The following is a 24,397-nucleotide window of genomic DNA, read 5'->3' as shown; positions in this document are numbered from 1 at the left end:
CGATCCCGACCGGAGCGCTGGAACAAGAGGAGACATGCACGTGAATCGATTGAGCCGTGTTGCCGCCGTCATCGGCGTGGGCCATAGCGATTGGGTGGGCGACTGGGCCCGCGTGCGCGCGGGCGAGCGCCCCGACGACAACTACGGCTATGGCGCCAGCGCGTTCCGCAATGCCCTGGCGGATGCCGGCATCGACCGGAGCCGGATCAACGGGCTGATCGTCGGCCCGACCACGGCCTATGAGCGCATGGCGGAGGTGCTGAACCTCAATGTGCGCTGGGGTGATCAGGCGGACGCGGTGTTGTCGGTCATCCAGGCGGTGACGGCGATCGAAAGCGGTCTGGCCGACGTGGTGGCGCTGGTCTACGGCAACGACCAGCGTTCGGTCGGCACGCAATATGGCGGGCCGCAGGCGATGGGCGGCGACATGTTCCTGTCTTACGTCTATCACGCGCCCTGGGGCATGACCTCGCAGGGGGCGCTCTATGCCCTGATGTTCCGCCGTTTCTGCGAGCTCTACGGCGTCACCGAGCGCGACCTCGGCCATGTCGCGGTCGCGCAGCGGGAGGGATCGTCCCGCAATCCGAACGCCATCATGCGCAAGACGATCTCGATCGAGGACTATATGGCGGCGCCCTATATCGTCGAGCCGCTGCGCCTATTCGACTACTGCCTGATCAATGATGGCGGCGTCGCGCTGATCCTCGCCGAAGCCAACCTGGCCAGGCGGCTTTCGGGGCGGCCCGTCTTCGTCGAGGCCGTCGGCCGCTACGATCTCAACCAGGGGGCGACGTCGCTCGAACCCCGCCTCACGGAGTTCTACCGCCCGGCCCAGCAGGCCGTCGCGGAACAGATCTTCGGCGCCAGCGGCCTCGATCGAAAGGACATCGACGTGCTGCAGGTCTATGACAGCTTCTCGGTGCATGTGCCGCTCGCACTGGAGGGCTACGGCTATTGCGGCATCGGCGAGTCCGGCAAGTTCATGCGCGAATCCGGCATCGGCCTGGCGGGCGCATTGCCGACCAATACCGGCGGCGGGCATCTCTCCGAGAGCTACATGCAGGGCTGGAACCACCAGATCGAGTGCGTCCGGCAGGTGCGAGGCGAATGCGGCGACCGGCAGGTGCCGGATTGCCGGCGTGTCCATTACTGCTCCGACGTCGCCGGCAAGGCCGTCTCCATCATTTACGGAGCCTAGAACGATGATGCTGCAGAATTCGGCCACCCCGGCTCGTGTCCTCGGGCTTTATGACGAACCGTTCTGGAAGCGGCTGAAGCAGGACGGGCGCCTGTCGCTGCAATGTTGCCGCCATTGCAGCACCTGGCGCTATCCGCCGGGGCCGGTCTGCCAGAGCTGCCTGTCGCCGGATTACGACTGGAAGCCGGTCTCGGGCCATGGCGAGATCCTGTCCTGGATCGTCTTCCACCGCTCGTATCTGCCGGAATATTCCAGCCCTTACAATGTCGTCGCGGTGCGGCTCGACGAAGGCCCGACGATGATCAGCAACCTGGTCGAGGAGCCTCCGCCCGGCTCTGTCATCGGCCGGCGTGTCGCCTTGCAGCCGGTTGAGATGGATGACGGCGTGACGCTGCCGCGGTTCAGGCTGCTCGATTAAAGGAGATTTCCGATCTTCTTCGCCGCCTCGAAGACGAGCGCCCCGTAAGCCTCGACTTTGGAGCGCTCGAATCGCACGACCGGAATGACCAATCCGATGGCCCCGAGGGGGCTGTCGTCGATGGCCCTGACGGGCGCCGCAATATAGGCGACCCCGGACGGCTCGTTCTCCTTGGAGACGGCGTATCCTTCGTCCCGGATACGCTGCAGGACCATGTCGAGCAAGCCGCCGTCAGTGGCCTTGGGAAGGACGAGACCGGCGGAGGCTGCGCTGTCGCGCGCGGCGTCGGACAGTGAGGCCAATACCGCATGGCCAAAGGCGTTGCTTTGCAGATGTTCTCTTTGGTTGAGGGGCAACCTGAAGCGTAGGGGCTGGCGACTGTCGGCCTTCGCGTGATAACTGATATCATGCCGCGATTGATGGTATAATGCGAAAGCTGATGTTTCGTCCGTCCGCTCGGTGAGATCGTTCAAGGTTGGCTGCACGATGCGGTGCAGCGGATTCTTGTAGGTGGTCGTCGCGGCGATCCGCAGGAAGTCCGGCCCGAGACTATATTTGTGAATTTTCGCGATGCGTTGAACAAAGCCGCTTTCCGACAGGAGATCCAATAGCCGATGCGTCGTGCTCATCGGCAGTTCTGCGGCCAGCGATATTTGCTTTACGCCGAGCGGCTGTGCCGCTTCAGCCAATGTACTGAGTATGGTCGCAACCCGTGAAACAGTTCCGGCCGCATCCTTTGTAGTTTTCACGTCAATCGGCCTCGTGGCTGAAAACATCGAAGATCACAGCGATCTCCTTTGCGCTCTCCCGCAGGTCGTCGGCCCAAGGACCCATTCGGTCCTCTCGGAAGCGAAAGAAGGGAATCGTCAGGCCAAGGGAGCCGACCACCTTATCCGCTTTCGTGATGACGGGGACGGCAAGGCCGGTACCATGGGGCGCGCGCTCAGCTCTTGAAATAGCGTACCCGGCACGTCTTATATTGTCCAGTTCCTGCCGAAGCTTGGCCGGGTCGACGATGGTCGCTTCGGTTAGAGGGACCAGAGGTCCTGCGAGAACCGTCTCTATCACGTCAGCGGGAAGATACGCGAGAATGGCCTTGCCGCTCGCGCCGGCATAAATCGGGGCCTGTTCGCCGACATTGTAGCCGTACCCAAGTGGATTCGGTCCATGTCGAACGACCGTAACCATCATGCTTTGCGTATCAGGCTCGTATTTATAGAATGCGCATGTCTCCCCGAGCTCCAGGGCCGCGACTTTGGCGATTTCTCCAATGCGGGAGACGAGGGATCCTTCTCCGAGAGCACCCGCCGCCAGTCGAACAAATTCGGTCCCGACCGAGTAGCACCGGGTGTCGGGGTCGTAGGCGACCATTCGCTCGGCGGTCAATGTTTGAAGAATGCGATGAGCCGTGCTGATGTTCAAGCCGGTTTTGCTCGAGAGCGTTTGAATTCTTACCCCGATCTTCTCGTCAACCAGACATTTTAGGATTGCTAAAGATCTTGAGATGGCACCCTTTGGGCTGTCCATTTATGCCTAGTCCCATCGTTAGACTGCTTCTGAAGTTGGTCGATGATGAAGCACCCTCGCTGAGTGGTCCAGTTTGTTTGTTACTGGATTGTTGGTCTGGCGGCTAGCTGAACGCTCGCAGGAACATGGCGATTTTGGCGGGCGGCAGGGCCGGGGCGCGGGAGCGGGGATGGGCGCCTGCCGGGCCTGACTGGCGACCTTTAGCGATCGATTTCGGTGTAAGTCCGTGATTCCGGACGGATTCGTCTCCCTGTGGCAGCCTGTTCGTTGTGATTCTCCTGCACCGCAGCCGCCCGCCGGAGGCCGGATTACCTCCACCGCCATTTCCGGTCAGAACCGCGAACCGGCCGCGACTTCGTGGGGGCTGCACCGGCGTGGCCGCTGCGCGGTTTCAGCCGCCGGTCTCGGCGGACTGCAGGAGCGCCGCCAGGGGCGGAAGGCCGGGTTAGTCGCGGCGAGCACGGCGAAGATGCTGGTCACACTCGGCACGGGGATCGCGGCTATGAGCGGCATGGCCGGTTTCTCGGTCTGGGATGGCATCGGGCACCTGTTGGCTCAGAAGCTTTCCCGAGCCTACGGATCCCGATGAATAGGACCATGCCGGATTTTCTGGATCGGCGGAGCAAGGCTGGATTCGGCGAACGGCCAATGAGCTTCGGTGGTGCGAGCTGCGTTAGGAACCTGTTAGCTCAAGCCTTGCCGTGCCGGAAGAACTCCTAGCCCCCTGGATTGGTCTGCGGCTCGGCGATGACCGAGAACGAATTCATTGTTGACGCCAGAGTGCCTGCGGCATTTAATCACATTTTCGAAAATCGACAATCGAGGCGAAATCGCGCATGACCATCTTCCCGACCAAGCTGCAGCAAGAGGAAATTCAAACACGGACCCTCGCCAGTGACGTTCGCGAGCGGCTGCGCGCGGATATTGTAAGCGGAATGCTGAAGCCAGGCCTGCGATTGCGTTTCGAGGAGCTCAGAGCGCGCTACGATGTTGGCTTGAGCCCGCTTCGTGAAGCATTGTTCCGCCTCGTAAGCGAAGGTCTCGTGATCTCGGAGGATCATCGCGGGTTCCGGGTTGCACCTGTATCGCGCATGAAGCTGATGGATATCAGCTTCATGCGCAAAGAACTCGAATCAATGGCTCTGAAGTTAAGCATAGAGCGAGGAGACATAGCTTGGGAAAGCGCTGTGTTGGCTTCGTTTCATCAACTTTCCTCGATATCAACAAACAACAATAATGGTTCGCTCGACCTGGAATGGGGGCGTCGCCATAAGGCGTTTCACTTTACGCTGGCATCCGCGTGCGGATCGGATTGGTTATTGCAGTTCCGTGAGACGCTGGCTGATCAATGGGCGCGCTATAGCAACCTATGCATCCAGTTCACGCGATATGAGCGCGACGTCCTGGCCGAGCACCGGGAAATCATGGAAGCGGCCCTGGCACGCGATGCGCCCGCAGGTGTCTATCTGATTGGCCGGCACATCAGCCGATCGACTCAGATCGTTCTCGATTCCGATGCGACCCTGTTCGCGCTCGACGACCCAAATTGATGAATTTTCGAATATCGGTGGACATTCGAAAAATTTGATGCGACGGTAGCGGCACTCATCATGAGGGTGTGCAGGGCGGTGAGAAAACCATCCAGTGAAGCGCCTGCGTTTGTGCGGGCGCGGGCGGCGTAAAAGTCGTCCACTGGATAGGCTGATCCCTTTCGGGGTCGGCGGGGATGTTCGCTGTGGAGGTCTACGCGGCGGTTCGCGATTTCGTTTTCAATCAGAAGCAGAGCCGACGGGAAGCGGCTCGCGTGTTCGGGCTGAGCCGCGAAACGATCGCCAAGATGTGCCGGTTCTCGATCCCTCCGGGCTACACGCGCACGAAGCCGGTCGAGAAGCCGAAGCTCGGTCCGCTGCTGCCGGTGATTGAGGCGATCCTGGACGGAGACCGGGCGTCTCCGGTGAAGCAGCGCCATACGGCGAAGCGGATCTTCGAGCGGCTGCGGGACGAGCACGGCTTTGCCGGCGGCTACACGGTGGTGAAGGACCATGTGCGGCTCTGCCGGGCGCGGGGCCGCGAGACCTTCGTTCCGCTGGCCCATCCGCCCGGTCACGCCCAGGTGGATTTTGGCGAGGCGCTGGCGGTGATCGGCGGCGTGCGGCAGAAGATCCACTTCTTCTGCCTGGACCTGCCACAGTCGGATGCCTGCTTCGTGAAGGCGTATCCGCGCGAGACGACGGAAGCGTTCCTGGACGGTCACGTCTCGGCTTTTGGCTTCTTCGGCGGTGTGCCGCTGTCGATCCTCTATGACAACACCCGCATTGCGGTGGCGAAGATCTGCGGCGATGGCCGGCGCGAGCGGACGCGGGCCTTCACGGAGCTGGTGAGCCACTATCTGTTCCGGGATCGGTTCGGGCGCCCGGGCAAGGGCAATGACAAGGGCAAGGTCGAGGGGCTGGTGAAGTATGCCCGCTCGAACTTCATGACGCCGATCCCTTTGGCGGCGAGCTTCGCCGAACTGAACGCGATGTTGGCCGAGCGCTGCCGCCGGCGACAGGACGAGCGGGCCGGCCGGCATGCCCAGACGATCGGAGAGCGGCTTGTTGCCGATCTCGGGGTCTTGCGCCCTTTGCCGGCAGTGCCGCTGGAGCCGTGCGAGAAGCGTGGTGCGCGGGTCTCGTCGACGGCGCTGGTCCGATATCGGTCGAACGACTACTCGGTCCCGACGGCCTATGGCTTCCAGGACGTGGTGGTGAAGGGCTTCGTCGAGGAGGTCGTGATCCTGTGCCGGGGCGAGGAGATTGCCCGCCATCCCCGCAATTACGGGACGGGCGTGTTCGTCTCCGATCCGCTGCACTATCTGGCGCTAATCGAGGAGAAGCCGAACGCCCTCGACCAGGCCGCGGCCTTGCAGGGCTGGGACCTGCCCGAGGCCTTCCAGCACCTGCGCCATCTCCTGGAAGCGCGCATGGGCAATCGCGGCAAGCGCGAGTTCATCCAGGTGCTGCGGCTGCTGGAGGCCTTGCCGCGCGAGGTCGTGAGCTTCGCCGTCGGCGAGGCGATCCGGCTGGGCGCGATCGGCTTCGATGCGGTGAAGCTGATCGCGCTGGCGCGGCTGGAACGGCGCCCGGCCCGTCTGGATCTGGCGGCCTATCCGTATCTGCCGAGGACTACGGTGAAGACGACCTCGGCGGCCGATTACGCCGTGCTCCTGCCGGGAGCCGCGGCATGACGGGCTCGGGGAAAGAGACGATGCCGGCGGGCACGACCGCTGGAACGCCGCAGGTCCTGCTGGCGCACCACCTCAAGCAACTGAAGCTGCCAACCGTCCTGCGCGAGTACGACAAGGTGGCACGGGAATGCTCCCGCGACGGCGTCGATCATCCCCGCTACCTGCTACGGTTGGTCGAGCTCGAACTGATCGACCGGGAGCGGCGCACGGTCGAGCGGCGGATCCGGGCGGCGCGCTTCCCAGCGGTGAAGAGCTTCGACACCTTCGACTTCACGGCGATCCCGAGCCTGAACAAGATGCTCGTGCTGGAGCTGGCGCGCTGCGGCTACATCCTGCGCCGGGAGAACATCATCGCGCTCGGCAACAGCGGCACCGGCAAGACCCATGTCGCCCTCGCGCTCGGGCTGGCCGCTTGCCAGAAGGGCTTCTCCGTCGCCTTCACGACGGCGGCTTCGCTGGTCAACCAGCTCCTCGAAGCCCGCGACGAGAAGCGCCTGCTCAGGCTCCAGCGCGAGTTGCAGGCGGTCAAGCTGCTGATCGTCGACGAGCTCGGCTATGTGCCGCTGTCGCCGACCGGCGCCGAGCTCCTGTTCGAGATCTTCTCGCAACGCTACGAGCGCGGCTCAACCATCGTCACCTCGAACCTGCCCTTCGAGGACTGGACGTCCGTCCTGGGATCGGAGCGCCTCACCGGCGCGCTGCTCGATCGCCTGACCCACCACGTCAGCATCCTCGCCATGAACGGCGACAGCTACCGCCTCAAACAATCGGCCGGCCGCCGGCGCGCCTCCGCCGCGGCGGGGCAAAAACAGACCACCGCCAACGAAGCCGATCCAGAAACCGGCGAGATCATCCCCTGATCAATCCCGACAGCGCGATATGGCAGGGGCCCCGATCGGGGCCCCTGCCATATCCGCCACCCTCAACGCCAGTGGCCTGCTTTTACTCCGCCACGCTGGCCTGGAATCCGACCGCCGTTGACACCTGGGAAGCGCCAGGAAGGGGATGGATACAATGCCCTTGCGGCAGCCACCGATATCTGAGGAGCCATCAACGAATGACTTATACCGCGCCTCTGCAGAACATGATCTTCGTCCTTGAGGATCTGTGTGATCTCGATCAGGTTGCCAGCCTTCCTGGCCTCGAGGATGCGACACCTGACATGGTGCGCGCGATCATTAAGGAGGCCAGCAAATATGCCTCCCAGGTTTTGGCCCCGATGAACCATGCGGGCGATCGGTCTGGTCTGGGTTTTGTGGACGGCTTGGTCACGACTCCGGCAGACTGGAAACCCGCGTACCGGATGCTGGTCGAGGCAGGCTGGAACAGCCCCGCTGCCAATCCCGAATATGGTGGCATGGGTTTGCCGCAACTGGTCAATGCAGCCGTCCAAGAGATGTTCCAGGGCGCCAACATGTCCTTCCAGCTGTGCCCAATGCTAACCCAGGGTGCAATCGAGGCGATTGAGGCCTATGCCTCGAATGTCCTCAAACATGCTTATCTCCCAAAGTTGGTCAGCGGCTTATGGGCCGGCACCATGAACTTGACCGAGCCGCAGGCCGGGTCCGATCTGGCGGCGGTGCGCAGCAAGGCGGTACCCGAGGGCGATCACTACCGGATTTCAGGCCAGAAGACCTTTATTACCTACGGCGAGCATGACCTTGCCGAGAATATCATTCATCTGGTTCTGGCGCGGCTGCCGGATGCGCCGGCCGGTGTAAAGGGCATATCGTTGTTCGTGGTGCCGAAAATCCTGGTCAATGCGGACGGCTCGCTTGGCGCGCGTAATGATGTCCGCTGCGTCTCGATCGAACACAAGCTAGGGATCCATGCCAGCCCGACTTGCACTCTGTCCTTCGGCGACGAGGGTGGCGCGATGGGCTATCTGGTTGGCGAGCCCAATCGCGGGCTCGAGTACATGTTCGCGATGATGAACAATGCCCGGCTGAATGTGGGCATGCAAGGCATCGGCGTGGCCGAACATGCGACCCAACATGCCATCCGGTACGCCGCAGAACGCAAGCAGGGCAAGCCTGCCGATGCCTCGAATGGTGACACCATTCTTGGCCATCCCGACGTGCGGCGCATGCTGGCTGTGATGCGGGCGCGGACTGATGCGGCACGCATCGTGGCCTATCGCGCCGCCCGCTCGCTGGACTTCGCCAAACGCGCCGAGGAAGGTGAAACCCGCGCGGTGCATCAGCGGCGGGTCGATCTGCTGATTCCAGTGGTCAAGGGCTGGTCCACGGAAATGGCTGTGGGCACTACTTCGCTCGGCGTTCAGGTGTATGGTGGCATGGGTTATGTCGAGGAAACCGGCGCGGCCCAGCATTTCCGCGATGCCCGTATCACCACTATCTATGAAGGCACGACCGGCATCCAAGCCCTGGACCTGGTCGGGCGCAAGATTCTTCGTGATGGCGGCCGGGCCGCAGGCGAACTGATTGGGGATATTCGCTCCGCGGCAAATGACGGCGATGCCGATATGGCAGCAATGGCGGCCGAAGCTGCCGACCTGATAGATGAGACTGTAGCTTGGCTGTTACGGCAAGAGCCAAAGACAGCGCTTGCTGCGGGCAGCGCTGTGCTGGAGCTTTTTGGTCTCTGCACGGGGGGCTGGGCGATGGCCGACGCTGCGCGTGCGGCCGAAACTCGGATCGCTGCTGGTCAGGAGAGCAATTTCCTTCGCGCCAAGCTGCTGCTGGCACGGATCTACGCCACCCATGTGTTCCCGCAGGCCAGGGCCTGCCGCGACGTGGCGCTGAATGGCACGGCTGCGATCCTTGAGCTGCCCGCCGCATGGCTGAAGGCCGATAACTGACGCCATTTAGTACGCATACGCTGAGGGCTGCGGGATAGGTGGCCGCGCACGCGTTGTGTCGGGGCTACGATGATCGGATCGTCGTAATAGGAGCCTTCGCGATCTTCCGTGTGCTCCGGCACGAAGAACGAGGACAAAACGAGCCAGGCGGTATCCATCCGGCGAGGGCCACGGGCGCATCCGGCCTGATCAGTTGACCTGGCGTCCGCTCTTGGCGAACGCGGCCTTGCCGATGGCGCGGCGCTTGGCGAGCTTGGCGACCCATAACTCCATCTCGATGAGATCAAGGTGAAGACGCGGGATTTCCGGTAACTTGGCAGATGCAGGTAGGGCGAAATGCCAGAATGCCAAAAACTCAAATAGGCTCCTCATCGCGTGCACGCGGTGATCATCCGGGCCGGCGCGGCTCGACAGTCGTGGCCGCCCGCAGCATCTCGATGACGAGTGCAACCCTCATCGCCCGCGTGCCGGCACGTTCCATCCAGGCCGAAGCCGGGCCACCGCCGAGCCGGGCAGCTTCCTGTTCCCAACGCCGCACGGCCTGCTCCAGAACCTCGACCGCCTGCATGGCGAGGACGAGTTCGTGTTCCGTGTCCCCCCAGTTCCGCAGAACGGAGAGGATGCTCTCGATCACCGTCTGGTCTGCGGCATGGCGCGCGATGGCGAAAGCGGGCTTGCGGGTCGGAACAATCCACATCATCCGCGCGAAGAGCGCATCGTTGCGCTCGACCTTGAGGTCCGCGAGCGCCGCCGGAACGGTCCCGATCAGAAGCGACAACCCGAACCCCTCGATCCGCCGGATATCGGCATGCATCGCCGAGGGCACATTGAAAGCATTGCCGTCATGGCCGGCGAGGACGAGTTCGCCGAGCGGCTCGCCGGGTCGGGCTGCCCGCAAGAGCTTGCCGCCCTCTTCCGCCATGTAGAACAGGCCCCGCCCGGCGACCGCAGCCTCGACAATCGCAGGCGGGGCCGTCTCGTTCACCGTAATCCGGGGCATCACAGGAGCGCTCTGCCCACCCGACCACATCGGCGATGGCGGCTCGGGCCTGCCTTCAGTTTCGGCACGTTTCGCCAGGGCGGCATGGTTCTTCAACGCGGCATCGTGAATCACCTTTTCCTGGGCGAGCTTGCCGAGGGCCTCCTGCCACCTCGCCAGTTCGCCCTCCTCGATCGTCAGCAGGGGCTTCGACAAGCTGGCCGCAACCGCCATGCGGCGCCAGCCGGCCGGCGTCACGACGCAGGCCCAGAGAGTGGGGGGTTCCGACCAGACGGCGCCGGCCCTCGCCCGCACCCGCGTGCCGATGGCGGCACCGGCAATGACGAGGAGCGCACTGGTCGCCAAGATTCGCGGAAGCGAGTGGACGCGCGCAACATCGTCGAGGCAATTCTCGATTGCCACGGGGAAGATCAATGGCGGCCGCACGGGCCGACCGACGATGCCTTCGACGACCGCTTCGTCCAGCTCGGCGAAGCCGTCAGCCGCCCCATCGTCGAAGGCGCTCGCCTCGGCGCCGACCGTGACAAGCGCCCTGGCCTGCCTGGGTTTCGCTCCCGGCGGCGCCGTGTGCGACGACGCGCTCTCGACCTCCGGCGGGTGCTGACGCCAGCCGGGATCGAGCGGACTGTTTTCTTCCGCCGCGATATCCGCGGCTTGCGGATCATGTAGAAAATTCGTCATTGGTCCCACGCCTCTTGAGGTGCACCGAGGTCGTGAGAGCCGGCTCTCGCCGCAGAAGATCGGCAGCGCCCGCGCCGATGTCTAGCCATACAATGTAGGAAAAATCAGAATATTTTCAGTCGGGTAGTTGTTATCCAGAACAGGTTCCCATGCCGGGCCACCATCACGCGCTCGATATGGAAGGCGCGATGGCCACCCAGCCAGCTTCGTCGAGCATCTTTGCCACGAGCTACGGATCGGGACCCGCGTCCTCGAGGTCTTCCTTCATCGCCGCATCGATTTCGCTGGCGTCGAGGATGCGACGCTCTACGAGGAGAGTGGCTAGGGCGACGATCTCGCGCTTGTGACGCTGCACGAGCATGATGGCCTCATCCTGAAGACGGTGCAGGTCAGCTTCCACGGCGGTCGCGAGAGCCCTGTCGGTGGCCAGCAAGCGTACGGCATCGATGGCACCACCGCGATGCGTGAGCCGGCCGCGCAGGCCGAAGGCGACGTGAGCGGCAGCGACCCATTCGGTGGCCTTCTCCAGATCGCTGACGGCACCGGCGTTCGGGCCGTCGCCCAGAACGATATCGGCAGCGCGACCGGCCAGGATCGCCACGATCTGATTGTCGAGACGGTCGCGATCCGGCGCCCGGTCGATGACCAGCTCCGCCCAGCCATCGGCATTCCCGCGCGCCTGGATCGTGACCGAGCGAACCTCGAGTCCCAGGCTCCGCGCCACGACGGCATGGCCGGCTTCGTGCAGGGCGACCAGTCCCAGCTCACGCGGCGAGCGCGTGTCCCGCGGCATCATGACGGCGCGCAGATCCCCCAGGGTGATCGCTCGACCCGCAGTGAGTGCCTTGCGACGGGCCTGCTTGATCCATTGCACGGCATCCGCTCCGGTCGAGCCCGGAACCTGACGGGCCAGCGGTAGCAGATCGATGTCGGGCAGATTGGCACCGAGATGGAGGCGCAGGATGCCGGCGAAGCCCTCCGCATCGGGCGGCGGGATCAGGAACGACCGGTCGAAGCGGCCAGGACGCCGGATCGCGGCATCGACACGGTCGACATGATTGGTCGCGCCGAGAAGAACCACGCCGCTCTTGTCGGCACGGACCTGATCGATCCGGAGCAGCACGCTGGTGATGACCGGCAGCCACCAATCCGCTCCCCTCTGCGAGATCTTCGCCCGGTCGGGCAGCGCATCGAGCTCGTCGATGAATAGCACCGAGGGGGCACAGGCGAGCGCCCGGTCGAAGACGGCGGACGCCGCCTTGATGACGCTGTCGAGGTAACCGGGCCCCGCCTTGAACCAGTCCGCGATGCTGGTCGTCACGATCGGCAATCCCGCGGCCTTTGCCACCGCACGGGCCAGGGTGGTCTTGCCGGTGCCGGGCGGCCCGTAGAAGATCGCGCTTTCCAGCTGGCTCGGCGAGATCAGGCCGGAACGCATGCGGCGCACATCCTCGACGAGATCGAGCGCCCAAGCCCTGGCCTCGCCATAGCCGGTCAGTTCCGCAAGCGGCGGGGTCTCGTCGGTGGAGCTGGTCACGGTGGTCGCCGCCGATGCGCGCTTCAGCCGTTCGACGCAGACGTGTGCCGAGCTGCCGCGGCGAAGGGCGAGACCGAGCTCGTGCAGATCGAGCCCCGCGATATCGGCTCCCGAGATCGCCGGCGCCGAGCGACCGGTCCAGCGCCGGATGGCCTTGCGCATCAGGACGGGCGTCGGGCTCTTGATGGTCATCCGGAGATCGGCCGCGCCGCGCAGGAGAGCCGGCAGGCGCTGATCGGGATCGGCGGCGATGCCGATGATGGTGCGCCCTGCCTGCAGATCCCGGATGATGTCCCGGCCCACGCCGTCCCGGGCCTTGACCTCATTCCTGCCGGTATGGATTGCGAGATGCCCATCGATGCTCTCAATCAGCCTGGCGAGTGGCTGCTCCCAGGCTTCGGTCGGAACCCGAACGACTATCACCAGCGTCCTGCCGGACGGCATCTTGCGCAGGTCCAGCCGATCAGCGCGGGCCTGCTCGTCAAAGGCCAGCTCGACGATGAGCTCGACGGGATTGTAGGCGGACTGCACGGCGCGGCCGGCCGCCACGCCGTTCGCCGGGCTGCCCGAGCTGCGGCTGCTGTCGTTCTGGTCGAGCCCTTCATCCGCCGCTTCGGGACGATCGGCTTCGAGGCGCCAGACCGTTTCGTCGTCAGCCCCGGCCTCGACCGGGGTCTCCTGATCATCAGCCGCGCGACGAGGCTGCGCGAGAGAGGCGAGGATGCCCGCGCGACGCGGATCGGTGGGTTCGGAGTTCGGCGGGATATCGTCGGACGTCATGGCGATAGCCTGGTCAGATCTGAGCGGAGGCAGGCCGGGCATTCGTCAACCGCCCGGCGGAGCGGTCGGGCCGACGATGCCACTCAACCCGACGCCGGCGCTCATGGGCGCGCGCATGATCGAGGATGAGACGGCAGGCCCCGTTCCCGTCGGCACGCAGGAGCAGGGCCGTCATCGCCAGATCGCGCCGCGTGTCGTCGTCATCATGCATCAGGTCGAGCGCGAGCCGGGATGCCATCGCCGCATCGCCCTGGAGAGCCTCGGGGAGGCCCGGCATGCCGAGGATCGCGACATGCGTCAGCAGGCTCCGCAGACGGGCCGCGACATCGGTGTGCAGCGGCAGGGCGGCGGCCGTCCACAGCCGCAACAGCGCGGGCGCATGGGGCTTCAGGATCGGGCTCGGCGGATCGGCGGGACGGTCGGTCATGGCAAAGCGGCTCCATGCGCGCGGACCGAGGTTCGCACGGCGGGTGTGCAGGAATGGCGTTGGGACGGGAGCGGTGACCTGCACCGCTCCCGTGTCGGCTACTGGATCGTCGGCCGCTGGGTCCCGGACCGCGCCTTCGCCCGCGCCATGGTGGCGTTGTCGTTCACGGCCGGCCGACGGGCGGGCTTCGGCTTAACCGGGTTGGCGAAGGGGTGCGCCTCCAGGCTGCCGTCATTCGCCGCGCCCAGCATATTCTGGGCGACGGTGAGGAGGCGGGGAACCTCGCGCAGGACCTCGGCCCGAAGGCGGTTGGTGACCGTATCGACGAGATCGCGGACCGGCACGCCGAAGAGCACATAGATGCCCTCGCGCGTGACCGTCAGGCCGTCGCTGAAGCCGCTGCGCCCGTAATAGTCGAGCAGCCAGCTCTCGTAGCTGCGCGGCTCGCAATCGAAGCGCGGCCGCAGGAAGGACGGCAGCTGCAACCTGGCGCAGCGCAGGTCGCGTTCGATCAGGCGCCGCTTGCGGACCTCGGTGATGCCACCGCCGCGCTTGATCTCGATGATCTTCGCCGCACCGGTCTTCAGGTGGATCGCGATCAGATCGAAGAACGCGACCCGCCGATACGGCCCATGCGCCGTCGCCGTCAGGCCGGCGAGAGCTTCGGGCGTGTTGGTCGCCACCAGCGCCTCGGCGGCATCCGTGATCGGCATCTCGACCTGGCGCAGCACGAGATACTCGCCGCTGCGCTCCAGCGCCTCGCAGATCGCCGCGTCGATCAGGCGCCATGCCGCTTGACGACGGAGGAGAGATACGAGTTACAAACGCTGAGGCCCGGCCCGAGCAGCGGATCGGCGACGAAATCCGCCTGCAAGGCACCCGCGGCCGTCCGCTCGACGCTGGCGATCATGTTCGAGAACGGCAAGGGGATTGGCCTCCACATCCGCTCGTCCTGAAGCAGGGCGATGCCATGCGCTCAACGAGCGATAACTGCTAGGCTGTGTGGCTGACCGTGGATAAGAAAGCCCAGTCGATCCCCTGCACGGCTTCGTCGAGCTCGCCGATGTTGACGACGCGCGGCTTGCGCTTCGTTCCGTAGCGCTTCGTCATCCCGCCTTCCGCATGCCCCATCAGCGCCTTCTTGACCTCGTCGGCGTGACCGGCACGGCTGAGCTGGTCCTGGAAGGCATGCCGGAACGAGTAGAGCGTCGTACCCTCGCTTGCGATCTCCAGATCCTTGCGGGAAAAGTCGGCCCAGAATGACGAGAAGTATCCCGATACGCGCGTGACGTCATTGTCGTGCGTCACCATCGCCGACCACAGGAACGTCTGCCCACCGGTACGGGCCGCCTCGACGAGATCGCGCAGGCCGAGGTCGAGAAGTTCGCGCCGGATCGGAACCCAGCGGCGGCGGGCCAGGGTCTTGACGCGGCGGTCTCCCGCATTGGTCACCACGAAGCAGAGGACATCCGGAGCATCGGGGTGAGGCATGATGCTGTCGGGGCCAAGCTGGATGATCTCGGAACTGATCATCCCGTGCAGGCAGGCGATCAGCGGCAGCCAGAACTGCAGTTCCGCGCAGGCCTTGACCTTCGTGAACCGCTTGCTCTGCGTGAAGATCGGGTGAGCGAAGATGCGCTTGAGCTCGGCGTCGCTGTAGGGCTCGCGACGATCCTCGTCCTCGGGGATTTCCAGATAGATCTCCTTGCCGAGCGGCGTCTCGACCCATCCCGCGTTCAAGGCCGTCGCCATCAGCGAGGAGATGAAACCGACCTTCTTGTTGATGGTCTGGATCGCATAGTCGTGCGCCGAGCCGAGATGATCGCGGTAGGCGAGCACGTGCTTGCGCCTGATCTCGCCGATATCCTTGACTTTGGCATGCGCGGTGAAGTCGGAGATGGTGTGCTTCATCTCCCGCAGATATTCCGGCCTGACCTGCTTCTTCGCGAGGCGTCGGTTCTCCTGCCATTTGGTCGCGCAATCGGCGAGGGTCTTGCCCACCGTGATCGAAGCGCCCGGAGCGCCGGGACCGACATGGAGTGCGGGCAACCCAGCCTGTGCCGGAACCGCCTTACGCCACGGGCCGGCGATCGTATCGGGATGGGCGGTGCCGATGCCGCCCCGGCGGCTCTCCCGCTGGCGGAAGACATCGAGATAGGACAGCTCGGCTTCGAGGCACGGGGCCATGAAGCGGTCGTGATGCTGCGAGGTCCTGGACAGCGAGACGCCGAGCCGGCGGACATAAGCCTGGACGAAGCCTGATCGCTCTGCCGCATAGTCGGCGATCGTCATCGTACGCAGGCGTCGTTCCCGTGTGAAATGCTCCTTCACGTCGACATTGCTCCGCCGCGGCAGGTCGGAGATGTCGGGCACCGCCGCGAAGGCGGCTCCCCTGACCTGCCGGAGGCGCTCGCGCCAGTCGTCCTCCAGCAGACTCGCACCGAACCAGCGGGCGAGCGCGTCCCAATCCTCCCAGCTCCAGCCGGACGTGTCGGTGGACGGCAACTGGTCAGCGGCGCTGGCCAGCCCGCGCCGCTGACGGGCCTCGGCGAAGCGGCGGTCCCATTCCAGGTCCAGCGCGAGCGCCTTCTCGCGGGCAATGCGCTGATCGCGCGTCTTCAGAGACAGCTGGACGCGCGCGAACGCAAACGTGCCGAGCAGGTCCTCGGGCACGCGGCGCACGTACTGGCACACACCGCTCCGCGTAGTGAGATGGTTCGCAACGGGCACGTCGTCGTCAGCCATGTTATGCACGATGTTATGCATTCGGACGGGGTGCAACCCGGCCGAAGGGCTTGTCGACGTTGAAATTCAAGGGGATGGGTCACCCCGAAGGGGTGAATGGCGCGCCCGAAAGGATTCGAACCTCTGACCCTCAGATTCGTAGTCTGATGCTCTATCCAGCTGAGCTACGGGCGCGTCTCAGAGCGTCATGACGCGTCGCGTCTGGCCTGATGACGGCCGAAATAGCCCGTCCGTTTCGTCTTGGCAACCCTCAAAATCGACAAGCCGTCGAATCGCCGGCGGAGCGGTGTTTCGCGCGGCGCGCGCGATCGACGGGCCGCCAGCCGCCCCGCCGGCTCCAGTCTCAACGGCCTCCGGCCCCCCGTGCGCAGCGGAGAGGGGGAGGGGCGATGCGCAAGCTCGGTCCCCGGCTCGATCGGCCGCGCTGCGATCGGGCCGATCGCGGCCATGCGGTGCCAGCCGGGCGCCGGCAAGGCGGGGGGAGCGTTCGCACTTGCGATCCGCGCAAAAATCCGTATACAGCCGGCATCGCATCGGTCGCACCGTGACAGGGGCGGCGGGGATCGTCGGGTCCGCGTCGCAGGCCGGAGGTTTTTGACCGGTCCGCTTTGCAAGAGCGTGCCGATGGAGTTGAGACGATGAAGATCCGCAATTCGCTGAAGTCGCTGCGCGCGCGCCATCGCGACAACCAGCTCGTGCGCCGCAAGGGCCGCATTTACATCATCAACAAGGTCCAGAAGCGCTTCAAGGCGCGCCAGGGCTGAGCCTTCGCGCGGCCCTTGAAGGCCGCGCCGGCTTCGTCTGGATCTCGGATAGGAGCGGGGCGCCGGCGGCGTGCCCGCTCTTTGCGTTGCGCGCTCGCCCGCCTGTGATTTGACGGGCCGCCGCCACGGGCTACAGTCCAGGGCCATGATCCGTCGTTATATCGCCTCCGTCGTCCTCGCGTCGCTGCTGGCCCCGGCCGGCTCGTTCGCGGGTGGCGCGGCGCTCGCCCAGACGATGCCGCCGTTGCGGCCGGGTATCGTCGCGCCCGATGACAAGGCCCAGGATCCGGCCGGGGCGGCGAAGCGCGGCCCGGCGGCGACGCTGGAGCGGCTCTTCCAGCGCCTGCACGACGCCGCAACGCAGGAAGAGGCCGAAGGCGTCGCCCGCCTGATCCAGCGGCGCTGGGCGCGCTCCGGTTCCGATACGGCGGACCTCTTGATGAGCCGTGCCCAGCAGGCGCTGAAGGACAAGCAGAACGAATTGGCGATCGAGCTGCTCGACCGGATCATCAGCCTGCAGCCGGACTGGGCCGAGGCGTGGAACCAGCGTGCCAACGCGCTCTATCTCGCCGGCGATTCGATCCGCTCCATGCTCGATATCGGCGAGACGCTGAAGCGGGAGCCGCGCCATTACGGCGCGATGATGGGGCTCGGCATGATCCTGCGCCAGCAGGGTGAGGACAAGGCGGCGATGGCGGCCTTCCGCAAGGCGCTGGAGGTTTATCCGCAGTTCGACGCCGTCAGGAAGGCCGTCGATGCGCTGAAGACCGAGGTCGACGGCCGCGACGCGTGATCGCGGCGCGCGCGCCCCTGCGTCTCCCTCACGCCTTGGCGACATGCTCCCGCGCGACGAAGGCGATGCGGACCATGTTGGTCGCGCCGGGTGTCCCGAAGGGCACGCCGGCGACGACGATGATCCTGTCGCCGAGCTTGGCGTAATGCTCGCGCACCGCGAATTTGCAGGCGCGGAAGGCCATGTCGTCGGCGTCGCTGGCATCCTTGGTGACGATCGCGTGCACGCCCCAGACCAGCGTCAGCCGGCGCGCCGTGGCGCGGTTGGGCGTCAGCGCGATCACCGTCGAGTTCGGGCGCTCGCGGGCGATGCGGAAGGCGGTGGAGCCCGATGAGGTCCAGGCGCAGATCGCCTTGAGGTTTAGCGTCTCGGCGATCTCGTGGGCCGCCTTGGCGATGGCGTCGGCGCCGGTTGCCTCGGGCTCGGCGCGCTGCGATGCGAGGATCGAGCGGTAGACCGTCTCGCTTTCCACCTCCTCGGCGATGCGGTTCATCATCGTGACCGCCTCTACGGGAAACTGGCCGGCGGCGCTTTCGGCCGAGAGCATGACGGCGTCGGCCCCCTCGAAGACGGCGGTGGCGACGTCGGAAACCTCGGCGCGGGTCGGCACCGGGCTCGTGATCATGCTCTCCAGCATCTGCGTCGCGACCACGACCGGCTTGCCCTTGAGCCGGGCCATGCGGGTCAGGCGCTTCTGCGTGCCCGGCACCTTCTCCAGCGGCATCTCGACGCCGAGATCGCCGCGCGCCACCATGATCGCGTCGGAGGCGTCGATGATCTCCTCCATGCGCGCCACGGCCTGAGGCTTCTCGATCTTGGCGAGCGCCAGCGCCCGGCCGCGCACGATCTTGCGCAGCTCCGCCATGTCCTCGGGCCGCTGTACGAAGGAGAGCGCGATCCAGTCGACGCCGACTTCGGCTGCGACCTCGGCATCGGCGCGGTCCTTCTCGGTCATGGCCGAGACGGCGATGGTGGTGTCGGGCAGGCTCACCCCCTTGCGCGAGGACAGCCGGCCGCCGACGATGACGCGCGTCACGGCTTCCTTCGGCGACGCCGTCTCGACGACGAGGCGCAGCTTGCCGTCGTCGAGGATGAGGTGGTGGCCGGGTTCGAGCGCGCTCAGGATCTCGGGATGGGGCAGGTGGACGCGGCCGGCGTCGCCCGGTGCCGGGTCGGAATCGAGGATGAAGCGGGCGCCATTCTCCAGCATGACGCCGCCGTCGCCGCCGAAGGCGCCGACGCGCAGCTTCGGCCCCTGCAGATCGGTGAGGATGCCGACCGGGCGGCGGAACCTGGCCTCCAGCCCGCGCAGCATCGCCACCTTCTCGGCGAGCGTCTCGCGCTGGGTGTGGCTCATGTTGATCCGGAAGACGTCGACGCCGGCCTCGAACAGCCTGGCGCACATCGCCTCGGTCGAGGAGGCGGGCCCCAGCGTGGCGATCATCTTGATCCGGCGTTCGCGCTTCATCGTTCCTCCCCTTGCGGCCCGCAGGCCGATTCGGACCCGGCCGGGCCCCGCATTCCCATACCTTAAGCCGAGACGGTCAGCCGGCGTAAGCCGGTCAGGGCCGCGGCGGCGCGCCGCCGCCGCCATCCGTGAGCTGGATCGTCCAGCTTCTCTGCTCGCCGGTGTCGACCTCGAAGAAGCCGGCGCGGTCATGGCCGCGGGCCAGGCAATCCTCGATGCCGCGAATCGTGAACTCCTTGTTGCGCACGCACATGATGGATTTGCCGGTCCATTCGCCGCCCTTGTCGTAATCGACGGCGTGGACGTAGTAGAAGCGCGCGGCGAGCGTCCCTCGCAGCAGCGTCTCGCAGCCGCGCGGGCTGATGTTCCACCAGCCTTCGGTGATCCAGCCCTGCGCGTCGCGATAGCCGATCGCGACGCCGACGCGGCTCGAGGTGGTGTTGCACATGCGCAGATCGGCCTTCGCCGGCGCCGCGCTCCAGAGGAGGAGGGCGGCGGCGCAGCAGGCGAGCGGCAGGGGCGTTCGGGTGCAATCCGGCATTGTCACGGTTCGATCAGGATCACGCGGCAGTCGTTGACATTGGTGAGCGTCGGTCCCGGCTCCAGCAAATCGCCGAGCGCCTCGAAGAAGCCGGTCGAATCGTTGTCGGCGAGGGATCGGGCGGGATCAAGGCCGATCGCGGCGGCCCGCGCCAGGGTCTGGGGATCGACGAGCGCGCCGGCCGGGTCGGTCGCCTCGCCGCCGCCGCCATCGGTGCCGTCGGTGTCGCCGGCGAGCGCGACGATGCCGGGTTCGCCCTGAAGCGCGATCGCCAGCGCCAGCGCATATTCCTGGTTGGGGCCGCCGCGGCCTGAACCGCGCAGGGTCACGGTGAGCTCGCCGCCGGAGAGGATGGCGGCGCGCCGGCCCTCGCGCTTCAGCCGGCGGGCGAGCGCGGCATGGGCGGCTGCGACCTCGCGCGCCTCGCCTTCGAGATCGGCGCCGAGATCGTGCACGGCGTAGCCGGCGGCCTCGGCCGCCGCGCGGGCAGCGGCGAGGGCATCGGCCGGGCGGGCGATGATGCGCAATTCGCTGTTGGCGAAAGCGGTATGGCCGGGCTTCGGCGTCTCGCTTCGGGAATCGTCGATGAGCGCGCGGGCGGCGGGCGGCAGCTTAAGCCCGTAGCGGGCGACGATGGCGCGGGCCTCGTCCATCGTGCTCGGATCGGGCACGGTGGGGCCCGAGGCGATCGCCGCCGGATCGTCGCCCGGCACGTCGGAGATGGCGAGCGTCAGGAGCCGGGCAGGCGCCGCGGCGAGCGCGAGCCGGCCGCCCTTGATCCGCGACAGCCGCTTGCGGACGATGTTCATCTCGCCGATCGGCGCGCCGGAGCGCAGCAGCGCCTTGGTGACGGCCTGCTTCTCGGCGAGCGTGAGCGCACCCGCCGGCGCGACCCAGTTGGCCGAGCCGCCGCCCGAGAGCAGGACGAGCACGAAATCGTCGGCCGTCGCGGAGGCGGCGAGCGCCAGCGCCCGTTCGGCGCTGTCGATGCTGCCCTGGTCGGGTACCGGGTGGCCGGCAGCGCGCATCGGGATCCGGCGGGTGGGTGCGGTATAGCCGTGGCGGGCGACGGCGTGACCGAGAAGACGCGCAGGCGGGAAGCCCTGGTCGAGATAATGCGCTTCCGCCAGCGCGGCCATGCTGCCGGCGGCCTTGCCGGCCGCGAGCAGGATCAGGCGCCCGCTCGCGGGCGGTGGCGGCAAGTGCTGCGGGAGGCAGCCCGCGGGATGGGCGCGGGCGACGGCCGCGTCGAGGATCGCGCGTGCGGTGGCGCGCATCGCGCTCGTTTCGGTGGTGGAATCTGGCACGCCGCGCGGCTCCCCCTGTCTCGGCCACGCAGCAGCGGGCATATCCTCGAATCCTTGTAGGTCGGCGCGAGGGCGCCGTCACCCGCCTTGCGGCATCGGGGCTGTTGAGGAAGGCGCGTTCCCGACTTGACGCCCGGCCCCGATCCGGGCGAACGCTGCCGGCCGATTTTCGTATCCGGGAAGGTTATCAGATGGATGATCCGGTTCAGGGCGACCAGCTCAAGAGCATCGTCGAGCGCATCGAGCGGCTCGAGGAGGAGAAGAAGACGATCGCCGACGACATCAAGGAGGTCTATGCCGAGGCCAAGGGCAACGGCTACGACGTCAAGGTGCTGCGCAAGGTCGTGGCGCTGCGCAAGCGCGATCTCGACGAGCGCAAGGAGGAGGAGGCGATCCTCGACCTCTATCTGCAGGCGGTCGGCGAGACGGCCTGAGACGCGCCGGGCTGCGCAGCAACCCATAATCCGCACCGAACTGCCCCCGGCATGCGCTGCCACATTGCATATTGGGGGTAGCTGGTTCCAAGGGGCCGGTCGGAAGAGCGATCCGAGGCCGCTTGGCTTCGGATGGCGAGGCGCTCTCCGTGGCGGGCCGCAGCTCCAGCCTCAATGGACAGGCTGGCATTGATCTTTGAGCGTATGAAGGATGGCGCTGCGCGCGACATGCTTTGACCGGGTGTCAGCTGCGCCGCTGGGGCAACTTCTCGGACTGAAACTTGAGCGGAGTCGAGTATCGCTTGCTTTGGTTTTTCGAGCTGGCGCGGAGAACGGTTTCAGAATGCTCCGCTCTCACGCGATCGGCAAGGAAAGGCTGACCTTGACGCGGTTCATCGCCACGAAGCTTCGAAAGCGTTTCACATTATTGTTGGTGAAGAAAAGGCGTTTCGTCAGCGCCTCGTAATCCGCCATGGTTCGAACGACGACAAGCAGGATGAAATCGACTTCGCCTGTAACATAATAACATTGTTGGACTTCGGGCGTTTCGGAAAAGATTTTCTTGGCGTTGTCGTGCATGTCCCGTTGTTCGTTGGCCATTTCGACTTCGACGAAGATCGTGATTTCGCGCTTGACCCGAGAGGGGTCTATGACGGCGACATTGGCGAGGATTGTGCCGTTCTCCTCCAGCCGCTTGATACGGCGCTGGACGGCAGGCGCCGACAACCCGATCTCCGCCGCGATGGATCGTTGCGGCGTCTTGTTGTCGAACTGCAGGATCTTCAGGATCGCCAGGTCGAAACGATCAAGGTCCGTCGTGTCCGGATTTATCCCTCTCGCCATTTTCAATCTTTCGATATCACGAAACACCTCACGCGGATCGTTCGTCTTATATCGGCGCGATCATGATCCAAGCGCCTTGTCGCAAGTCGAGCCTTGTGGCGCTTCGGGACGTTCCGCCTGACTGTCGAGCCCGTTCAGGGGGCGCTTTTCCAGGCTGCGCAGCGCCATGGTTGCGTCGATATCCACCGCTCCCGATGCGGTCAGCACGACGCCGTAGTCGGACCTCGCCTGCCGGGCGTTGAGATAGCCGCGTTGCACATCGATCGCGACGAGTTGGGGTTCACGCTGAAACGGGTCGCCGTATCCGCCGCCGCCGGGCGTCATCACCTCGACGCTTTCGCCTGCCTTCAGCAGCACGTCCTGATCCTTCGACGTGTGCGCCGGCGAAGTCGTTTTCCCGTCGCGATGAATCCTGATGACGTTCATCGCGCCGTCCATGCCGCCGAGCACCCCCGGGGGACCGACCCGGCCGTGATCCATCACGAAGCTTGCGCGCGCTTCGCCGCGAACGAGCTGGAGCTCGTAGTGAACGCCGAATCCGCCGCGCCGTTTCCCGGCGCCAGCGGAGCCCTCCCTCAGTGCGAATTTCTTGAACAGGACCGGGAACGCCTGTTCGGTGACCTCCAAGGGCGGCATTTTTGCAAGGCCGGTGGTCGAGCAGCCATTGCTCAAACCGTCTCCAGACGCGTAACCGCCGTAGCCGCCGCCGGTGATTTGATACATCACGAACATGGATTGCTGCGCCGGATCATATCCGCCAAGGGCGAAGTTGCCCGACGAACCGGCCGGAGCGGCGGTGACCTTTTCCGGAATGGCCTGAACGAGCGCCAGAAAGACCGCCTCCGCGATGCGCTGGGAGACCTCGGCGGCGCAGCCCGAGACGGGCCGCGGATAGTGCGCATCGAGGAAGGTGTTCCTGGGGCGCACGATGCGGATCGGTGCAAAGGTCCCGGCGTTGAGGAGGGTATCCGGGAAAATATGCCGCATGGCCAGATAGATCGCCGCATTCGTGGTCGCGGCGACGGAGTTCAGCGGCCCCCGGCATGGCGGCGACGAGCCACTGAGATCGAACTCGATCTCGTCACCCTGTTTGCGGGCAGTCAGGGAAATTCTCAGGATTTCATCGACCACCCCGTCGGAATCGACGAAGGTTTCCGATCGATACACCCCATCCGGGATCCGGGCGATGTGAGCCCGCATCTGGGCGGCGGCGCGCTCGCCGAATTCCTCGATGGCTGCCTCGACCTCATCGACGCCGTACCGGTCCAGCAGTTCCGTGAGGCGCTGCTCGCCGACCTTGAGGGATGCCACTTGCGCCTGAATATCGCCGCGCCGCTGCTGCGGAACCCGGATGTTTGAAAAGATGATCGACAGGATTTCCTTGTCGAGTTGCCCGCCCTTGTACAATTTGACCGGCGGCAGCCGGAGCCCTTCCTGCTCGACTTCCACCGCCTTGGCGGAAAAGCCGCCGGGGACCATGCCGCCGACATCCGGCCAATGGCCGATATTCTGAAGCCAGCAGAACATCTTGCCGCGATAGTAGAAAGGCATGGCGAAGCGGACGTCCATGAGATGGGTGCCGCCGAGATACGGATCGTTCACGATATAGATGTCGCCCGGCGCCGGCGGGGCAACTTCTCCTTCGCCGATCAGGCGCAGGAGTTCGGCGGCCGAATGCTGCATCGTGCCGACGAAGAGCGGCAGGCCCTTTTCGCCCTGACTGATCATCGCGCCGGTGTCGCGATGATAGATGCCGTTCGATCGGTCTTCGGCTTCGGCGATGATGGGAGAGAACGCCGCGCGGCAAAACGTGATGTCCATCTCGTTGCACACCTGCTGCAGCCCGGCATGGATGACCGTGATGGAAAGGGAGTCGAGCTTTTTCAT

The 24,397-nt window shown here is 65.5% G+C and carries 24 protein-coding genes and 1 tRNA gene; 10 read left to right on the top strand and 15 right to left on the bottom strand.

What is annotated here, in order from left to right:
- Positions 1-40 precede the first annotated feature (40 nt).
- Both M9917_RS00420 and M9917_RS00415 read left to right on the top strand, forming a co-directional pair.
- Entirely contained in the window at positions 41-1,198 is a 1,158-nt protein-coding gene (locus tag M9917_RS00420) for a thiolase family protein (RefSeq protein WP_297250243.1), read from the top strand.
- Between the two features lie 4 nt (positions 1,199-1,202).
- Complete coding sequence (locus M9917_RS00415) at positions 1,203-1,616, top strand: Zn-ribbon domain-containing OB-fold protein (protein WP_297250241.1); 414 nt, start codon at positions 1,203-1,205, stop codon at positions 1,614-1,616.
- Here M9917_RS00415 and M9917_RS00410 read toward each other — a convergent pair.
- Positions 1,613-2,365 (bottom strand): IclR family transcriptional regulator, encoded by a 753-nt coding sequence (locus M9917_RS00410; RefSeq protein WP_297250239.1) that lies wholly within the window; start codon positions 2,363-2,365, stop codon positions 1,613-1,615. The two genes, M9917_RS00415 and M9917_RS00410, sit on opposite strands and share 4 nt — an antisense overlap.
- A gap of 1 nt (position 2,366) precedes the next feature.
- Positions 2,367-3,143, bottom strand: a complete 777-nt coding sequence (locus M9917_RS00405) for an IclR family transcriptional regulator (RefSeq protein ID WP_297250236.1) — start codon at positions 3,141-3,143, stop codon at positions 2,367-2,369.
- Positions 3,144-3,979: 836 nt separating this feature from the next.
- Between M9917_RS00405 and M9917_RS00400 the strand changes: the two genes are divergently transcribed.
- The 4 genes from M9917_RS00400 to M9917_RS00385 all read left to right on the top strand — a co-directional run bounded on the left by M9917_RS00400 (position 3,980) and on the right by M9917_RS00385 (position 9,190).
- Positions 3,980-4,693 (top strand): FCD domain-containing protein, encoded by a 714-nt coding sequence (locus M9917_RS00400; protein WP_297250234.1) that lies wholly within the window; start codon positions 3,980-3,982, stop codon positions 4,691-4,693.
- Positions 4,694-4,869: 176 nt separating this feature from the next.
- Positions 4,870-6,369 (top strand): IS21 family transposase, encoded by a 1,500-nt coding sequence (istA, locus tag M9917_RS00395; RefSeq protein WP_297250232.1) that lies wholly within the window; start codon positions 4,870-4,872, stop codon positions 6,367-6,369.
- On the top strand, positions 6,366-7,229 hold the full coding sequence (gene istB / locus M9917_RS00390; protein WP_465246306.1) for an IS21-like element helper ATPase IstB: 864 nt from the start codon (positions 6,366-6,368) through the stop codon (positions 7,227-7,229). The genes istA and istB overlap by 4 nt, the downstream gene beginning before the upstream one ends.
- Positions 7,230-7,426: 197 nt before the next feature.
- Complete coding sequence (locus tag M9917_RS00385; protein WP_297250230.1) at positions 7,427-9,190, top strand: acyl-CoA dehydrogenase; 1,764 nt, start codon at positions 7,427-7,429, stop codon at positions 9,188-9,190.
- A 189-nt stretch (positions 9,191-9,379) separates the two neighbouring features.
- Here M9917_RS00385 and M9917_RS00380 read toward each other — a convergent pair whose 3' ends face one another.
- Entirely contained in the window at positions 9,380-9,571 is a 192-nt protein-coding gene (locus M9917_RS00380) for a hypothetical protein (protein ID WP_297250228.1), read from the bottom strand.
- A 7-nt stretch (positions 9,572-9,578) separates the two neighbouring features.
- A complete protein-coding gene (locus M9917_RS00375; protein ID WP_297250226.1) occupies positions 9,579-10,535 on the bottom strand; it encodes a DUF3987 domain-containing protein in 957 nt (318 codons plus the stop codon).
- Between the two features lie 15 nt (positions 10,536-10,550).
- On the opposite strand from M9917_RS00375, the gene M9917_RS00370 reads away from it, so the two are divergent.
- The gene (locus tag M9917_RS00370) at positions 10,551-10,859 is read left to right on the top strand and encodes a hypothetical protein (protein WP_297250224.1); all 309 of its coding nucleotides are present in this window, start codon (positions 10,551-10,553) and stop codon (positions 10,857-10,859) included.
- A 241-nt stretch (positions 10,860-11,100) separates the two neighbouring features.
- Here M9917_RS00370 and M9917_RS00365 read toward each other — a convergent pair whose 3' ends face one another.
- From M9917_RS00365 to M9917_RS00340, 6 genes are all read right to left on the bottom strand, one after another.
- Positions 11,101-13,188, bottom strand: coding sequence for an AAA family ATPase (locus M9917_RS00365; RefSeq protein ID WP_297250222.1), 2,088 nt, complete (start codon positions 13,186-13,188; stop codon positions 11,101-11,103).
- Between the two features lie 13 nt (positions 13,189-13,201).
- Complete coding sequence (locus tag M9917_RS00360) at positions 13,202-13,615, bottom strand: hypothetical protein (protein WP_297250220.1); 414 nt, start codon at positions 13,613-13,615, stop codon at positions 13,202-13,204.
- A 98-nt stretch (positions 13,616-13,713) separates the two neighbouring features.
- Positions 13,714-14,346 carry a hypothetical protein gene (locus M9917_RS00355; protein ID WP_297250218.1) on the bottom strand — a complete coding sequence of 211 codons (633 nt, stop codon included), beginning with the start codon at positions 14,344-14,346 and terminating at the stop codon, positions 13,714-13,716.
- 47 nt (positions 14,347-14,393) lie between these two features.
- Positions 14,394-14,558, bottom strand: coding sequence for a hypothetical protein (locus tag M9917_RS00350; protein WP_297250216.1), 165 nt, complete (start codon positions 14,556-14,558; stop codon positions 14,394-14,396).
- A gap of 50 nt (positions 14,559-14,608) precedes the next feature.
- On the bottom strand, positions 14,609-16,360 hold the full coding sequence (locus tag M9917_RS00345; RefSeq protein ID WP_297250214.1) for a DUF6538 domain-containing protein: 1,752 nt from the start codon (positions 16,358-16,360) through the stop codon (positions 14,609-14,611).
- Positions 16,361-16,457: 97 nt separating this feature from the next.
- Positions 16,458-16,534, bottom strand: a tRNA-Arg gene (locus M9917_RS00340).
- 464 nt (positions 16,535-16,998) lie between these two features.
- On the opposite strand from M9917_RS00340, the gene ykgO reads away from it, so the two are divergent.
- Together ykgO and M9917_RS00330 are read left to right on the top strand one after the other, a co-directional pair.
- The gene (gene ykgO, locus M9917_RS00335; RefSeq protein ID WP_055726794.1) at positions 16,999-17,124 is read left to right on the top strand and encodes a type B 50S ribosomal protein L36; all 126 of its coding nucleotides are present in this window, start codon (positions 16,999-17,001) and stop codon (positions 17,122-17,124) included.
- Between the two features lie 145 nt (positions 17,125-17,269).
- Positions 17,270-17,917, top strand: coding sequence for a tetratricopeptide repeat protein (locus M9917_RS00330; RefSeq protein ID WP_297250209.1), 648 nt, complete (start codon positions 17,270-17,272; stop codon positions 17,915-17,917).
- 28 nt (positions 17,918-17,945) lie between these two features.
- Here the strand turns inward: M9917_RS00330 and pyk are convergent, their stop codons facing one another.
- From pyk to M9917_RS00315, 3 genes are all read right to left on the bottom strand, one after another.
- On the bottom strand, positions 17,946-19,385 hold the full coding sequence (gene pyk, locus M9917_RS00325; RefSeq protein WP_297250208.1) for a pyruvate kinase: 1,440 nt from the start codon (positions 19,383-19,385) through the stop codon (positions 17,946-17,948).
- A 94-nt stretch (positions 19,386-19,479) separates the two neighbouring features.
- Positions 19,480-19,926: a DUF1036 domain-containing protein gene (locus M9917_RS00320; protein ID WP_297250206.1), complete on the bottom strand. Its 447-nt coding sequence runs from the start codon at positions 19,924-19,926 to the stop codon at positions 19,480-19,482.
- Between the two features lie 2 nt (positions 19,927-19,928).
- Positions 19,929-21,203: a glycerate kinase type-2 family protein gene (locus tag M9917_RS00315; protein WP_297254652.1), complete on the bottom strand. Its 1,275-nt coding sequence runs from the start codon at positions 21,201-21,203 to the stop codon at positions 19,929-19,931.
- A gap of 221 nt (positions 21,204-21,424) precedes the next feature.
- Between M9917_RS00315 and M9917_RS00310 the strand changes: the two genes are divergently transcribed.
- Entirely contained in the window at positions 21,425-21,667 is a 243-nt protein-coding gene (locus M9917_RS00310) for a DUF2312 domain-containing protein (RefSeq protein WP_047574439.1), read from the top strand.
- 354 nt (positions 21,668-22,021) lie between these two features.
- Here the strand turns inward: M9917_RS00310 and M9917_RS00305 are convergent, their stop codons facing one another.
- Together M9917_RS00305 and M9917_RS00300 are read right to left on the bottom strand one after the other, a co-directional pair.
- On the bottom strand, positions 22,022-22,510 hold the full coding sequence (locus tag M9917_RS00305; RefSeq protein WP_297254651.1) for an Lrp/AsnC family transcriptional regulator: 489 nt from the start codon (positions 22,508-22,510) through the stop codon (positions 22,022-22,024).
- Between the two features lie 60 nt (positions 22,511-22,570).
- The gene (locus M9917_RS00300; protein WP_297250202.1) at positions 22,571-24,397 is read right to left on the bottom strand and encodes a hydantoinase B/oxoprolinase family protein; all 1,827 of its coding nucleotides are present in this window, start codon (positions 24,395-24,397) and stop codon (positions 22,571-22,573) included.

This window comes from Bosea sp. (in: a-proteobacteria), assembly GCF_023953965.1.
Lineage (GTDB): Bacteria > Pseudomonadota > Alphaproteobacteria > Rhizobiales > Beijerinckiaceae > Allobosea.
The sequence above is the reverse complement of the archived record's forward strand: the minus strand, read 5'-3'. Positions and strand labels throughout refer to the sequence as shown.